This is a genomic window from Algibacter amylolyticus, from assembly GCF_014202225.1.
Taxonomy (GTDB): domain Bacteria; phylum Bacteroidota; class Bacteroidia; order Flavobacteriales; family Flavobacteriaceae; genus Algibacter_B; species Algibacter_B amylolyticus.
Window position 1 is genome coordinate 618,187 of record NZ_JACHGE010000002.1, and the last position, 16,093, is coordinate 634,279.

Below are 16,093 nucleotides of genomic sequence, written 5' to 3' on the forward strand. Positions count from 1 at the left end.
TACTATTTTATTTGAAGTTTTAGTCTTTTGAATCTACTAACTTATAAGTTCTTATATAATCAATGAAAGCAGTTCGGTCTTCTTTGTTTGCACTAGCAACTTTTCCGCCATCTTCAGGAATTGGATTCCAGTCGTAACTTTCAATAGAAAAATGAATGAAGAGTTGTTGATCAAAATCTACAGGTGGTTTTATGGTATATACATGTTTTCCGTCGAGGTAGAATAACAGTTCGGTTGGACTTTTCCACCAACAACCATACGTATAGAATTTGTCAGAATTTTTAACCTCAGGAAGTATCATGTCTTGACTTCTAGTAGCTTCGTTACATTCTGTTTTTCTAAAAATGGTATTAGAATGCATTATTTTGTCCCAAATTTTCCCCCAGTCTTTAGCTAGAGGCGATACACTTCCAACAGATTCTGTAATGTCTATTTCGTGTTTTTTACCACAATTATTTCTAGACATTAACCAAAAGCCACCGCCCATTTCGGTTTTACTCATTTTGAATTTAGATTCAAAATAATGACCGTATGAAATAGGTTGAACCGCTCTAATGATACCACCGTAATAGTTGTAAATAGATGGTGTTTTATATTTTAAGCTAGTGATGGTTTTATCTAATTTTCCAACTTCAATTTCCATGAAACCTTTGTTGACTTTGATAGAGCTTTCTTTGAATAGGGCAGGAGGTCTTCCAATCCATCCGAAGTCTGGATGCTTTTCAGGATCGCCTATCCATTTTTTATTATCTAATTTTTTTCCATCAAATTCATCGGAAAGATTATCGATTTTTACCCATTTTTTTCCTTCCGGAGCAGGTGTTTGCGCATATAACCCGCTGTTAAATAATGTACAAGTAAATAATATTATATAGAGCTTTTTCATTTTCAATTAAATTTTTTATTCAAAAACAATAACACCTTTTGCGTTTTTACCAGTAAGCATATCATCAAATGCCTGTTGTAAATTTTCTAACGGATAGGTTCGCGTTATCATTTCATCTAGCATTAATTCACCTTTATCATAGAGGTTTGTTAATTTAGGGAAGTCTATTTGCGGGCGACATTTACCGTACAAAGGGTTAATGTAGATTTTATCCCATTCAAACAATCGCATATCGATATTGATCTCTTGCTCGATACCACTTACTTGAACTGCTGTTCCTGCATTTCTAATCATGGCTAAAGGTGCAGCTCCTAATTCTGGAATGGCGGTACATTCAAAAGCATAATCGGCACCTCTACCGTTGGTCATTTTTTTAACTTCTTCCGAAGCTTTTATTAAACCTGTATCATTTTTATCGGACAATATAGTGTGAGTTGCGCCAAATTGTTTTGCCATTTCTAATCGCTCCTGATTGATATCGATAGCAATAATTTTAGCAGCACCAGATATTCTGGCACCTTGAATAACGTTAAGGCCAACACCTCCTGTGCCTAAAACAACAGCCGAACTACCAGCTTGAAGTTTTGCAGAATTTACTACCGAGCCATAACCCGTCATAACACCACAGCTTATAATACTAGCGGAAGGCATTGGTATATTATTTTCAATCTTTACGCAAGCGGATTCTTTTACTAAAGTATATTCTGAAATGGTACCTATATTAAATGAACGCTCTATAGGTTCGTTGTCCCAAAGTGTGCCTTCAATATGAGCATGACCTGGTGTATAGCCATTGCCACCAGCGGTTACTGGGGAGTTGTTTTCGCAAATATGTTGGTTTCCTTCTTGACATTGAAAACACGTCATGCAAGGAGTGGCCCAATTTAAAATAACAGCATCACCTACATTTACGCTCGAAACAGCGCTACCTATTGCGGTAACAAGTCCGGCGCCTTCATGCCCCATAACAATAGGTTTTCCCCAGTTTAGAGAATCGTGATCTGTATGGCATAAACCAGCAGCTTTTATTTTAACGATAACTTCATCTGGTTTAGGATCTGCAACGGTTACGGTATCAATAATGAAAGTGCCGTCTCCCTTTGCAATGGCTGCTTTTGATGTAATAGGCATAATTTTATTTTTTTAAGCTAAAAAGCTGTTTGGTTTAAATGGTATGGATAAATCTGAGATTTTAGATTTGTCTAGTTTTTGTTTTGATTTGATGAATTTTGTTCCCAACACATAAGCTTTGGCAAAATTAACGGCGTCTACAGCTAGTAATTCGTCGTCTTTAAAGTACCAGGTTGAAAAGCTGTTTTTGGCTTCTTCTTGGCGTATAATAATCTGATTATAACCTTTTGAAAGACCTACAATTTGAAGTTTTACATCGAATTGATCCGACCAAAACCAAGGAATAGTATCGTAAACTACTTCTTGCTCACAAATGGCTTTTGCTGCAGTTTTAGCTTGGTCTACCGCATTTTGAACAGATTCTAAACGCAAATGATATTTGTAATGCGGATTAAAATGATACGTACAATCGCCAATAGCATAAATATCAGTATCATTCGTTTTGGCGGTTTCATCTACTTTAATACCGTTTTCAATGACAATTCCGGCATTTTGAGCTAGTTCACTATTCACTTTAATACCAACTCCAACAACAATTAAATCGGCATTTAATTTAGTGCCATCATCACAAACCACAACGTTGTGATCATCTTTGTTTTCAATAGAAATTACATTTTTACTGGTGAGAATTTTAACACCATTATTTTGATGTAATTGCGTGAAAAAGTCTGACATTACTGGTGCTGTAACTCGGGCTAAAACACGTTCTTCTCTTTCTAAAACAACAACATTTGCACCTAGTTTTTTTAATGATGCGGCGGTTTCTAAACCTATATATCCTCCACCAATAATTACAGCTCTTTTTGTAAGTGATTTATTTATGGTTTTTCTAATATTAATAGCATCTTCAGCAGTACGCATTGGAAAAACGTTTTTTGCCAAATCTAGACCTTGAATAGGAGGGAGGAACGGTCGAGCGCCTGTTGCAATTACTAATTTATCATACTGTTGTACGCTACCATTAGCAAGCGTAATTGTTTTTTCTTCTTTGTTTATAGTGTTTACAGCGATACCTAATTTTAAAACAATGTTATCGGTTTTATAGTTTTCCTTCGGAAATAATAAACTTTGTTCCGTTCCTTCTTCACTAGTCAAATAGGCTTTAGAAAGTGGTGGACGATGATAAGGGAATTCCTTATCGTTATCATACAGGATAATTTCTCCTTCCCAACCTTCTCTTCGAAGTGCAAAGGCAAAATTAACACCGGCATGACTTGCTCCAATTACTATACAAACCTTATTTTGTGTTGTGCTGCTCATTAAAATGTTATTTAGCAACGGTTAAGATAAGTCCGTCTAGATCTTCACTAACTTTCATTTGACAAGATAAACGACTGTATTCACTTACGTTATCATCAAATTCTAGCATATCATTTTCAAGTTCATCAGGCGCTCCCGTTTTGTCCCATTGTTCTGGATTAACATGTACATGGCAAGTTGCGCATGAGCAAACGCCACCGCAGTCGCCATCAATACCTTTAATTTTATTTTGAACTGCTAATTCCATCACAGACCCTGTAGAACCTTCTACAATTGTTGTATTTCCATCACTTGTTATAAATGTTATTTTAGCCATTTTCGTTTTTTTTTAGAGTTTATTAAATTTTACTTGAATACTATCAAAGCCAACTTTACGCTTAAATTCATCAAGATTTTCTATGTTTTCTTCACAATCTAAAATCTCCATAGATTTTACTTTTTGTGTAAGTACAGTTAACAAAATTCTCATAATTTGACGCGCGTGAGTGGCACCTAAACAGTTATGAGTTCCGAATCCAAAAGCAACATGCGGATTTACTTTTCGGTCTAAAACCACCTCGTTTGCTTTTTCAAAAACACGCTCATCTCTATTTGCCGAAGCCCAACACATAGATATTCTGCTTTGTGCTTTTAAAGCATGCTCACAAACTTGAGTGTCTTCTGTAACAACGCGTCCCATTTGTGTTAATGGCGAGAAGTAACGTATAAGTTCTTCGATGGCAGTGTTCATTATTTCAGGCTCATCACGCAAACGCTCTAAAGCTTGCGGATGCTCTGCAAAATAAGCTATGGAGTTTGTTACTGCATTAATAACCGTATCTCTACCTCCTGCAAAGGTTAAAATCATGACTCCTTTTGCTTCTTCCTTAGTTAATTTTGTACCATTATTTTCTGAAGCCAATAGTACAGAGTACAAATCATTTCCAGGGTTAGCAATAGCTTTATCTAATTCTGCATCAATATAATCATATAAAATATTAGCTTTACTACTATCTAGTGCAGTGTCTTCGCTTCTAAATACATGAGTTCCCCAAGAAATCCATAAATCTGCTTTTTCCGGAGGCACATTTAATAATATAGTTAAGGCTCTAGATTGTAGTTTTAAAGCAAATTCTTCAACAACTTCAATTGTTTCTTTTGATAATGCTTCATCAACTACATTGTTAATGATTTGAGATAGGTTTTCTTGATATTTTGCTTCTAAAGGGCGCTTAAACCAAGGTTCTACTATATCTCTATAGCCTTTATGTTCTGGCGGATCCACTTCAAAAGGAATTTGACGCGTGTCTCTAATATGAACTTCAGAAGGAACTACAATTCTGCCAACTTCTTCACCTCCAGATTGAAATGTTTTCCAATTATGAGCACATTTACGAACATCTTTATGACCTAATACCATAGTTACAGGATCGTTTTGGTCATTCATTTCTCCAATTCCTTTTTCAAGTCTTGCTTTTTTGAACGGGTCTGAAATTTTGCTTTTTTCCATGATTTGAATTTTTAACAAAATTGAATATAATATGCGATGTATTTATAACCTTTTTTAGCTAATAAGTAACTTATTCTGTTTATAAAAGTGTATTTTTGATTTAATAGTGATAAAATAGAATATTTATGGAGGCAGTATTAGAACAAATTGAGTTAGGTAAAAAGCAATCTATTTTGGCTTTTGAATATAATGCTCCTCATTTTGATACGCCTTGGCACTTTCATCCTCAGCATGAGTTAACTTATATTGAAGAAAGTGTTGGTACTAAATATATTGGTGATTATGTTGGGTTTTATGAACCTGGTGAGTTGGTGTTACTCCGTTCTAATTTACCACATTGCTGGAAAAACCATAGTGATGCTAGCAAACAATCTAAATCTATTGTAATCCAATGGAATAAAGGTGTTTATGCAAAAGTACCAGAATTGCAACCTTTGTTTAGCATGTTAACTAGCGCATCTCGAGGTGTTATTTTTGATAAAGAGGATGCCGCATTATTTTTACCAAGGATTAAAAAAATGTCTCAATTAGATAGTCATCAATTATATATTGAGTTATTGAATCTGCTTTCAGATTTATCAGAATGTGATTATACTACATTATCTAATGCCCATTTTATTGACGATTTACCTATTGAATTTGGCAGCAGAATGAGTAAAATTCATGATTTTATTGAAAAGCGATTTCATGAAAAAATTTATTTGAAAGAATTGGCAGATTTAGTGAGCATGTCGGAACAGTCGTTTTCACGATTTTTTAGTAAAATGATGGGACGTCCGTTTTTTACATTTCTTAATGAATACCGAATTAATATTGCTAGCAGAATGCTGATTGATACCGATTTAACAATTGCCCAAATTGGTTATGCTTGCGGTTATGAATCGTTACCATTTTTTCATAAACAATTTCAAAAGTTTATGCATGTATCGCCATTAAAATTCAGAAAAAAACATGCTACTATATAGCTTAAAATTAGGCCTAGGTTTACTAGTGGATATGGAATTTGAATTTTTATTTTACCTGCACTATGAGAATTAAATCTTAAAAAGCTTCAAGTTTTAAATATTTCTATATATTTATTGACAATACATGTTTTCATCAATCCTTATATGATAAAAAAGATATTTTTTTCTATTTATATTCTATGCTTTACGCTCCTTTTCATTTCTTGTAATAAATCTAAAAATAACAAGGCATCAGAAAATCCAATACAAGTTTTAACAAATGGGAAGCAATTGGCAGAAATGCATTGTGCCCGCTGTCATCAATTTCCAAAAGCCGAGATATTACCTAAAAGATATTGGAAGGAAGTATTACCTATTATGGGGCTTCATTATGGGAAAATAAAGGAAGGGAAATTTTTCTCAGATTTTGGTAATAAAGTGGCAAAAGAAAGACTTTTATCTTCGGGGTTATTTCCTCAAACAGATATAATTACTGATGAAGACTGGGAAGCTATAATGGCTTATTATAATGACAATGCTCCTGAAAATCTCCCAAGGGAGCTTAAACCAGTTTTTAATTATAATATGTCTCAGTTTAGTAAGGAGGCTTTACCTTGGAAAAGTTTAGGAGATGGCTTAACATACATGAATTTTAATGATGGGAATTATGAAATTGGTTTTAATTCAGAAAATATTTCTCAGTACATTAAAATAGACAAAAACGCCAAGGCATTTGAAAAATCGGAACTTCCTTTTCCTCTGGTTGATGTTGTTAAAAATGGAAATGCCGAACTTTTGCTCATTTTAGGAAGAATGATAAATATTGATGCCCCTACGGGGCAAGTTTTAGTTAAAAACAAAGGTGTTTTTAAATTTATTGACAACCTTGAAAGACCCATAGATCTTGTTTTGGAAGATTTTGATAACGATGGGAGTATTGATATACTAATTGCCGAATTCGGTAAATATTTAGGTGGAATTAACATTTATAAACAAGTAGCCGACAGTATAAAGAAAACGACTATTCATCCAAAACCTGGTGCTACAAAATTTGTTGTAAAAGACGTAAATAATGATGGACTTAAAGATTTTTATGCCTTAGTGGCCCAAGAAGACGAAAGTATTTATCTATTTATAAATGAAGGACAATTGAAATTTAGCAAAAAACGATTGTTACAATTGCCACCATATTATGGTACGTCTTATTTTGAATTACTGGATTTTGATAATGATGGAGATGATGACATTATTTGTTCTAGTGGAGATAGTGAAGACTTTACAAGCTCAATAAAACCATTTCATGGTGTTAGGTTATTTGAAAATGATGGAAAGAATAATTACAATCAGGTTTGGTTTCATAAACAAGAAGGAGCTTACGGCACTGTTTCTGCCGATTTTGATAATGATGGTGATATAGATATTGCATCTATTGGTTATTATGCTTCAACAAAAAATAAAGATCAAGAAAGTTTCTTGTATTTTGAAAATGTAAGCAGTTCAGACGAAAAATGGAAGTTTAAACCTTTTGCTTTTAAAGGTTTAACCAATGAATGCTACATGCTTATTAAAGCAAGAGATATTGATAATGATGGTGATTTAGATATTTTGCTTGGTAGTAATTCAGGTATTTTTTTAGATAAAAAGAAGGCGCTTAAAACAAAAGAATGGCAAACTAAAGGTGGTGCCATTACTATTTTAAGGAATAATTTAAAATGATAATTTCGATACCTATATTTCTATCATTTCTTAATATAAATTAACCTGTGCTTAAATGATGTTTTTAAGTAATCTCTGTTCCTTATAAAAATAAAAAAGGTAGCAATCTTAAATTGCTACCTTTAGTATTTATCTAGATTAAATTTTAATTTTTTATCACCTTTATAACTTGTTTGTTATCTATTGATAAAAAGTACAGACCAGGAATTAAAAAATCACCCTTCAATCTGTTTGACGAGCCTGATAAAACTTGTTGACCCTGTATATTATATAACTTCCAAGGTATATTAGTATCTATATCTATTAATAATTCACTAGTAAATGGGTTAGGAGAAACCACAATTTCCTTATTTTTTTTTAAATTTGATACGGATAGTGATCCTTCACTAACAATTTTAGCTTCAGAACTCCCTACAGCAAAACCAGTATCACCATCAACCGACATAAAAATTAATAATATTAATTTATTATCAGTAGGTAAATCTTCTGTTGTAGGTACTGGGCTCCCATCACTAAACGTTGTCGGTATGGTAAATTGATAAGTAGTTGTAGCTGCATTAGCCGATGTGCCTTCTATAGCAACATTAAAAGTAGATGTATTTACAGGATTATCATTTCCATCAACTTGCCTTAACATAGTTGCTACATAATGTAAATCTTCTTCCACCTCATTAACTACTCCTGTAGCATATGTAACAATAATATCTACTGTTTGATTAAGTTCAAAAGTTGGATCTGTGTCACCCGATAGTATATAATCTGATTTATTATCGAAAGTAATTGAACGGTTTCTAGGGGCTGGTGGGGCTAGTATAATATCTACAGAGCCATCAGCAAAACCTGTATCGCCATTAACCGACATAAAAACTAGTAATTTTAATTTATGACCAGCTGGTAAATCAGACGTTCTAACTACAGGACTACCATCGCTAAACGTAGTGGGGATAGTAAATTGATATGTACTAGTACCTACATTATCTGCTGTACCTTCAATAACAACATTAAAAGCACTTGTTTTTACTGCTGCTCCGCTAGCATCTACTTCTCTTAACATGGTTGCTACATAATGTAAGTCTTCTTCAACTTCATTGGCTACTCCGGTAGCGTATGTGGTAGTGATATCAAAAGTTTGCCCGAGATCGAAAGTTGGTACCGTTTCACCTGCTAATATATAATCTGATTTATTATCAAAAGTTATGGAGCGTTCCCTTGGAGCTGGCGGTGTTAGTATAATTTCTTCAGACCCATCTGCAAAACTAGTATCACCATCTACAGACATAAAAATTATTAATTTTAAGTTATGACCAACTGGTAAATTATCTGTTCTAATAACGGGACTATCGTCGTTGTATGTTGTGGGTATTGTAAATTGATAAGTGGTCGTAGCTGCATTAGCCGAAGTGCCTTCTATAGCAACGTTAAAAGCACTTGTTTTTACCGTTGCACCACTAGCATCTACTTGCCTTAACATAGTTGCAATATAACCTAAATCTTCTTCAATGCCATTTGATATACCTGTTGCATATGTAACCGTAACATCAAATGTTTCACTAAGTTCAAAACTAGGTACAGTTTCACCTGCTAAAATATAATCTGATTTATTATCAAAAGTTATAGAACGCTCACGAGGTGCTTGTAGAACTAAAATAATTTCTTCTGAAGCATCTGCAAAAGCTGCGTCTCCATCAACCGACATATAGAAAAGTAATTTCAATTTATGACCAGTTGGCAAATTAGCAGAACTAGGTATTGGAGTTGTTCCATCATTAAAAGTAGTAGGGATTTCATATTGAATTGAAGTAGAAGTTGCATTTACTTCATTACCTGTTATAGGAGATATGAAACTACTAACACCTACAACTTGGTCATTTTCATCTAATTGTTGAATTTGTGTTGCCACATAGTTTAAATCTTCTTCTATTCCTCCTGCAATACCTGTTGCATAGGTGACATCAATTTCTGTACGCTCTCCAATAGTAAAGGTTGGTAAAGCATCTCCTGAAAGAATATAATTCGACTTATTATCAAAAGATAGACTACGGGCTCTATCTCCTGTCGGCTCTGGTTTGTAAACTCTTATCCAATCTACTAACATGGTGTTATCAGTAGCATTTAATATTTCGGTATTATTAGGTGAGCGATTTGCCTCGGCTTGCCAACTTTGATCCTCTGTGTTGATTATGATATCCATTTCTTTAGAAAATCTTCTATCGTTACCTAAATAATTAAATGGATCGATAACACTTATTTCAGAAAGCTTTTTTGCCTCCTCAAGACTTGAAGCTACAGTCATTGCTTGATAACCAGTTTTCTGGCCACTTTCAAATCTTACTAATTGTCCATTTTGTTCTGTACTAGTAACAGCAGTAGGATACGTGTATTCCCAAGTGCCGTCGGGTAAACGAGATGCTACGGCATCATTATTTATTACCCTCACTAATTCGCCATCAATATAGTACTCTAAAATAGTAGGGGATTTCCAATAAATTCCTATTCGTATATCAACACCTCCCCATTGAGTTACTCCATCTTTACGATACCAACTATTCCAATCAGCGGGTTGATAATCTTTAAATGGGCTTCTAACAAATACATGATGACTTAAATGTACACTAGGTGCAAAAAAACTATTTCTATTATCGCTCATGGGGCCACCATAGCACTCAATAATATCAATTTCTTGCGTATCATCAGGGCTTAATAACCAAACATCTGTAGCTAACGCTGAATTCATTACCCTAACCTTTGCTTCAACAAAAACAGGATATATAACTCTTTTTGCCCCAGTAATACAAGCAGCGCGTGTTTCTGGTCTTGTAACATTACCAAAGGTTTTCATAACAGGAACACCATTATTAAACTCACGGTCATTTAAAAGTCTTAAAAAACCACCTGAAACTGATACGTTTTCTTCCTCCCAATTTGTAGGCCCAGGACCTTGATAGTTATTATGAAAAAAATTAATCCATTTATCGGAATCACTTACAGGACCAAAATTAGTTCTGGTAGTTGTTGCGTTAAAAGTATAATTAAAATCATCTGAGGCATCATTGTCAATTATCCATGCATTACCAGCGCCTGCATCTGCAGGTATAGGAATTGCTGCCCAATCTTGAGCATTTACAACCATGCAAACTAATGAAAAGAGTAATACTGCGGTGACTCTAAAGTTAAAGTGTTTTGTGAATTTCATAAATAATTTATTTAATTTAGTTGTCCACAAACTTACTTTAAAATGCACTCGAGTCACTATTACTTTACTAGACATAAACTTGACATTTATAGGTTATTCCCATAAATATTTGGGTTAATCTTTTAAAATTTAAGTAATTGCTTTATTAAGAGTTTTGCTAATAAGTGTCTTAAAAAAAACTACACAAATAAATAGTATAGTAGGGGGGCATTATGAATATTAAACCAAAGAAGGAATAAAGTTCATGACGCATGATTACAAAAATGTAATGAATTTAATAAGACCACCAATTGTTAAGGTAATACTATAAAGTAAGTATTAGTGTTTTAGGCAAATAACTAATGCTTACCTTTTGGATACAAATCATTTGTGTATCTAAAAACTTCAGCTTTTCTGGTACCTCTGGCTTGTGTAATTTCAATTTTCCATTGCGCTCTTAGTGTATTTAAAACCTCAGCATGCTCTTGGTTATTCACTAAATTATGAAGCTCTGCAGGATCCTTTTTTAAATGGTATAATTCTTCGTAAACTGGTTGTTCATTATTTAAAGGCGCATCAATATAATCGCGATAAACAGCAATACCTGGGTCGTGCATATTATAAAGCATCTCGTTTACAGGTATGCCTAATTCTTTAGCATATTTGATTTCTTTAGTAGCAGAGAAATTATTGTTTTTATAATATCTAATGTATTTCCAGTCTTTATTTTGAACCGATTCGCAACGTGGATTTCCAAAATGGGTAGACCATAAGTTTTCGGTAAACACATAGTCTCTAACTTCTTTTTTACCGCCATTTGCCAAGTTAGAAATATTTTTTCCTTGAAAACTACTTGGTTTTTTAATGCCGGCCATTTCTAACATAGTAGGAGCGATATCAATGGTTTGCACGAGCGCATCACTTTTTTTGCCTCTATTTTTCTTAGGTGTGTTGGGATTGAAAATAATAATAGGTACGTGTGTTGTTTGCTCATAACACAAAGCTTTACCTCCTAAGCCTTGTTGGCCGCCAAATAAACCATGATCTGAAGTGAAAATAATTATGGTGTTTTTGTGCAGTTTTAATGCTTTTAGTTTTGCTGTAAGGTTACCTATCAATCTGTCAATACCCGTCATGGCTTGTAATTCTCGAATGTAACGCTCTTTAAGGTCTTTAGGGGTATCTACATAATTATAGCCTGTTTGTCTATCTTCTGTATGTAAAAGATTTTCAGGCAGTTTAGGTGTTTTTATATCGGCTTTTGCAATATAATTTTTGTGTAAAGGAATTTCTAAATCTCTGTATAAGGTTTTATAGATAGTATCATCAGAATCTTTTTGCTTCATAGTACGCGTACTGGCACCATGAGGTAAATTGAAATTAATGGATAGCATGAAAGGTTTGTCCGATGGTCTTTCTTCTAAAAAATGCAAAGCACCTTTTAGTTTTCGAGCATTTGGATCTAAAAATTCATCTACCCCTTCATTTATAATTTCGGGTTGTGTAAATGCAATAGCATCGTTAAAAATGTTATGATTATCCTTAGGGTAAAATCCTAAATGGCCATGACCGGCATACCAATAATCGAAACTTTTTTCCATGAGTCCACTGTTATATCCACCTTTTCCAATTGGTGCGTGGTTTTTTCCAATCCATCCTGTATAATAGCCATTATTACGCATAACTACAGGGTACGAATTTTTCCATGCCGTATCTGAAACACTTGTTCCAGAATTAAAATTAACACCATGTTTACGTTCATATTGACTTAATAGAATGGATATTCTACTTGGTGTGCAAATGGCGCTAGTTACATGAGCATTGGTAAATAAAGTTCCGTTATTGGCTAGTTTATCAATATGAGGTGTTTGCACTATGGCGTTTCCTGTACAGCCTAATAAATCGTAAGATTGATCGTCGGTTAAAATGAAAATGATGTTTGGCTTTTGCTGAGCTTGTAAAATTCCAGAGAATATTAGAAATATTAGAGTTATTTTTTTCATTTGTTAAGTACTAAATATTATATGGTTATTTCGAAAATCAATCTATAAATTTTGGTTAGATCTATGTTATGGATTTGTAGACCATAGCGCGGCACTTTTAAGCATTGCTCGTCTTGGTAATTTTAGACCTGCAACTATTAAATCAGCAAAATCTTCTGGTTGTAACACATTTTCTGAACCTTTATCTAGCATGCCCAATTCAACAGTCATATCTGTTTCTATAGTGCTTGGTGTTAACGTATTTAGTCGAATGTTGTTTTTACGAACCTCTTTCATTAGTGATTCAGACATACCGATAACAGCAAACTTTGATGCGCAATACGCCGATATATTTGGGTTTCCATTTAATCCTGCTGTAGACGATACATTAATAATATCCCCTTCATTTTTATCTATTAAATGTGGTAAAACTTCTTTGGTAACATAATACATACCCATAACGTTGGTTTGAATAATTTCACTCCATTGCTCAACAGGCATTTCATTGAAAGAACCAATAGCGGCAATACCTGCGTTATTCACTAAAATATCTACACCGCCTAAATTGCTAATAATATGTTTAATGTTAGTTTTTACGTCTTCATAATTACCAACATCAAAAACAGCATATGTGGCTCTAACACCAAGTGCCTCAATTTTAGAAACAGTTTCTTTTAAAAGGCTTTCCGTTCTCCCGGTAATGGCTACGTTTATACCCTGTTTAGCAAAAGCAATTGCCGTAGCTTTTCCTAAACCTCTTCCGCCTCCGGTTATTATGGCATTTTTGTTTTTTAAGTTTTCCATTTCTTTAAGAATATTAATTGTTTTTTGTCCAATAGTCCATTACAAAAACATCACCTATAATTGGGCCTACCTCATTAACTAATTTTAAATGCGCTTTATGAAAGAGGTAAATTTCTCTGTCGTGTTCACTATTAAACGTTATTGTAAAAGTGTGAGTAAAACCTTTACTAGCGCCTTCGGTACTATCATTTACTCCCCATTCTATATGAGCGATTTCCGGAATTTCATTTTTTAAATCTAAAAAAACTTTAACAGCCGTATCAATTTGTGCATCTGTTGCATCTTCTTTATATTTTAAGTTTACTATGTGCCTTAAAACTTTGCCCTCTCTATTTATTTTAGGAGCTATTTTGTAACTGGCTATTTTACCTAAATCGAACCTGAAGGAACCTGCAATTAAGAAATTGTTATCTTCAATTTTATGAGACCTTAACCCATAGTAGATTGAAAAACCAGTTTCTAAATAATTAATAGGCGTAAGGATACCTTCTTTATTTAGCTTTAATAATTGAATGCTAGCATCGTCTCTTGTGCCAACTGCTAGAATAGCTTCAGCATTATTTGTTGAGATAATTTCAATTCTTGTCTGCCCCTGTAGCTTTGTAGTTTCATCATCTTTAAGAACAAAATGCGGAACTAAAGCTCCTTTTTTATTCACTTTAAAAACACTTACACCATCACCATGATACACAAAATCGGTTTTTTTTATAAAACCACCTCGCTTATAATATTTGTGATGTCTGTGTCCTACAATTACAAATTTATTTTCTGCTATGGTAACCCCAGTTACGGGGTAAGCGCCTGTTAAATATCTATCTGTATTGTTATCCCTAATATTATTTATGTTCTTGAAAGTTCCGTCATCATAGACTCTGAAACTACTTACACCATTGTCTTGAAAACCGCCTGTGTATAAATAGGTCTTTCCTTTAATGTTATGCACAAACATGCCTATGATACCATCTGTATGAATGGTTTCGTCGTCTTTCATAGACTGCACATGGGTTAGCTTCCCATCATTATGTATTTTAAAACTACTTAACCCAGGAGTTTCTTCTAAACCGCCTATAAAAAGGTACGATGCTTTTTTCATGTGAACGACCTGTAACGTAATAGCTGTTCCTAAATATGTTTTATCGGTGTCTTCAACTAAAGCAACACGTTCTAAAGATCCGTTGTTTAAAATTTTAAATGTTTCAATGACATTGCCATGCTTATTAGCCACAAAAAGAAAATCTTTTCCATTAATACGATCTGCAACCATACCTCGAGCAGGTCCTTTTTTCATATGAAGTTCATGATTGCTGATAGGGGTTAGTATGCCTTCTTTATCTAAACTATAGACATCAATATTACCAACGCCACCTGCAAATACATAATGAGAGCCGTCTTTCTCGTAACTGGTTACAGAAACTGTGTTTTTTCCAGATATACTTTTGAAGTCTTTTCGGTAAAGCATGACATCATCAGATATCTGGGAGAAGCTTATTTGTGATAACACTAAAAGGCCAAGAAGAAGTATGTTTTTTATAAGATTCATGTTTTTAGTTTTTTAAGTTATTTAAAATAGCATTTGCTCCTGCAATGGCAATATCACGATCTTGTTCTATAGTGCCACCACTAACACCAATAGCTCCAATAATATTTTTATTTTGATTTATTATCGGGATCCCTCCGGGGAATGTAATTAAGCCACCATTAGAATGTTCAATGTTATAAATAATTCCTCCTGGTTGACTAAGTTTTCCTAAATCGCCTGTAGCTATATTGAAGTAGCGTGATGTTTTTGCTTTTTTTATAGCAATGTCAATACTTCCAAGAAACGATTCGTCCATTCTTATAAACGATTTTAGGTTTGCGCCAGCATCAACTACGGCAATGTTAACGAGAACATTTAATTCTTCTGCTTTTTGTTTTGCTATTAAAAGCGCTTTTAAGGCATCGTTATGTGTAATATCATTTGATATTTGAGCATTTGCCAAACTTGATGTTAATGAGACCATAATTAGAATGACACAAATTTTAAAATGTTTTAATGAATTCATTTTTCTGATTTTTTATGAATTACAAAAATTAGAAACCATTAATAGAAAACAGTTGAACAAGTTCAACATGTAAAATAATAGTATTAAATTAAGATTGCCTTTTTATCTTACTTAAAAATTCGTGCCGAATACCAAGGTAACCTGCTATTTGTTTATCTGTAAGTTTTGATGCAATGTCTGGATACTTTTCAATAAAATGGAAATATCTCTCTTTTGCTGTGAATGAATGATTATTTATTAATCGCCTTTGCCATGAAACCAGAGCTTTTTGAGACATAATTCTAAAAAGTTTTTCAACCTTTGGAAACCTATCGTATAGCGCTATTTTATCTTGCTTATTAATTAAAAGAACCTTACTGTCTTCTAAAGCTTGCATATTTAAGTTAGAAGGAATTTGGTTCATAAAACTATCAATATCCATTAGCCACCAATCTTTAGCGGCAAAGTATAAAGTGTTCTCATTACCTTTTTTATCGATAATGAATATTCTGAAACAACCTTCTAAAACAAAACCTTCGAATTTGCATATTTCACCTTGGGTTAACAAGAATTCTTTTTTTTTAATGGATTTGGAGTGAAATAGTTGGGTAAATTCTTCTAATTCTGTTTTAGAAAAAGCTACATTTTTTGTTATATTTTTTATTAATAAATCGTTTGTCATTAA

Annotated in this window: 13 protein-coding genes; 2 read left to right on the top strand and 11 right to left on the bottom strand. The window is 33.5% G+C overall.

Annotation, left to right across the window (positions count from 1 at the left end; translation table 11 throughout):
* Window positions 1–19 precede the first annotated feature (19 nt).
* The 5 genes from HNQ90_RS07480 to HNQ90_RS07500 are packed head-to-tail and all read right to left on the bottom strand — an operon-like array spanning window position 20 to window position 4,766.
* Entirely contained in the window at window positions 20–886 is an 867-nt protein-coding gene (locus tag HNQ90_RS07480) for a LamG domain-containing protein (RefSeq protein WP_144117272.1), read from the bottom strand.
* A 15-nt stretch (window positions 887–901) separates the two neighbouring features.
* Window positions 902–2,017: a Zn-dependent alcohol dehydrogenase gene (locus HNQ90_RS07485; RefSeq protein WP_144117274.1), complete on the bottom strand. Its 1,116-nt coding sequence runs from the start codon at window positions 2,015–2,017 to the stop codon at window positions 902–904.
* Between the two features lie 12 nt (window positions 2,018–2,029).
* Window positions 2,030–3,277 (bottom strand): NAD(P)/FAD-dependent oxidoreductase, encoded by a 1,248-nt coding sequence (locus tag HNQ90_RS07490; protein WP_144117275.1) that lies wholly within the window; start codon window positions 3,275–3,277, stop codon window positions 2,030–2,032.
* A 7-nt stretch (window positions 3,278–3,284) separates the two neighbouring features.
* Window positions 3,285–3,593: a 2Fe-2S iron-sulfur cluster-binding protein gene (locus tag HNQ90_RS07495; RefSeq protein WP_074935620.1), complete on the bottom strand. Its 309-nt coding sequence runs from the start codon at window positions 3,591–3,593 to the stop codon at window positions 3,285–3,287.
* A 12-nt stretch (window positions 3,594–3,605) separates the two neighbouring features.
* The gene (locus HNQ90_RS07500) at window positions 3,606–4,766 is read right to left on the bottom strand and encodes a cytochrome P450 (RefSeq protein WP_144117277.1); all 1,161 of its coding nucleotides are present in this window, start codon (window positions 4,764–4,766) and stop codon (window positions 3,606–3,608) included.
* Window positions 4,767–4,891: 125 nt separating this feature from the next.
* Between HNQ90_RS07500 and HNQ90_RS07505 the strand changes: the two genes are divergently transcribed.
* Window positions 4,892–5,731 carry an AraC family transcriptional regulator gene (locus HNQ90_RS07505; protein WP_144117279.1) on the top strand — a complete coding sequence of 280 codons (840 nt, stop codon included), beginning with the start codon at window positions 4,892–4,894 and terminating at the stop codon, window positions 5,729–5,731.
* 144 nt (window positions 5,732–5,875) lie between these two features.
* Entirely contained in the window at window positions 5,876–7,426 is a 1,551-nt protein-coding gene (locus tag HNQ90_RS07510) for an FG-GAP-like repeat-containing protein (protein ID WP_144117281.1), read from the top strand.
* Between the two features lie 145 nt (window positions 7,427–7,571).
* Here the strand turns inward: HNQ90_RS07510 and HNQ90_RS07515 are convergent, their stop codons facing one another.
* The 6 genes from HNQ90_RS07515 to HNQ90_RS07540 all read right to left on the bottom strand — a co-directional run bounded on the left by HNQ90_RS07515 (window position 7,572) and on the right by HNQ90_RS07540 (window position 16,090).
* On the bottom strand, window positions 7,572–10,619 hold the full coding sequence (locus HNQ90_RS07515) for a hypothetical protein (RefSeq protein ID WP_144117283.1): 3,048 nt from the start codon (window positions 10,617–10,619) through the stop codon (window positions 7,572–7,574).
* Between the two features lie 338 nt (window positions 10,620–10,957).
* Complete coding sequence (locus HNQ90_RS07520) at window positions 10,958–12,601, bottom strand: sulfatase-like hydrolase/transferase (RefSeq protein WP_144117285.1); 1,644 nt, start codon at window positions 12,599–12,601, stop codon at window positions 10,958–10,960.
* Window positions 12,602–12,667: 66 nt separating this feature from the next.
* Window positions 12,668–13,384 carry a 3-ketoacyl-ACP reductase gene (locus HNQ90_RS07525; protein ID WP_144117287.1) on the bottom strand — a complete coding sequence of 239 codons (717 nt, stop codon included), beginning with the start codon at window positions 13,382–13,384 and terminating at the stop codon, window positions 12,668–12,670.
* A 13-nt stretch (window positions 13,385–13,397) separates the two neighbouring features.
* Window positions 13,398–14,924, bottom strand: a complete 1,527-nt coding sequence (locus HNQ90_RS07530) for a Dabb family protein (protein WP_144117289.1) — start codon at window positions 14,922–14,924, stop codon at window positions 13,398–13,400.
* Between the two features lie 4 nt (window positions 14,925–14,928).
* Window positions 14,929–15,429, bottom strand: a complete 501-nt coding sequence (locus HNQ90_RS07535) for a GlcG/HbpS family heme-binding protein (RefSeq protein WP_074935610.1) — start codon at window positions 15,427–15,429, stop codon at window positions 14,929–14,931.
* A gap of 88 nt (window positions 15,430–15,517) precedes the next feature.
* Window positions 15,518–16,090 (bottom strand): Crp/Fnr family transcriptional regulator, encoded by a 573-nt coding sequence (locus HNQ90_RS07540; RefSeq protein ID WP_042506599.1) that lies wholly within the window; start codon window positions 16,088–16,090, stop codon window positions 15,518–15,520.
* Between the last annotated feature and the right edge of the window lie 3 nt (window positions 16,091–16,093).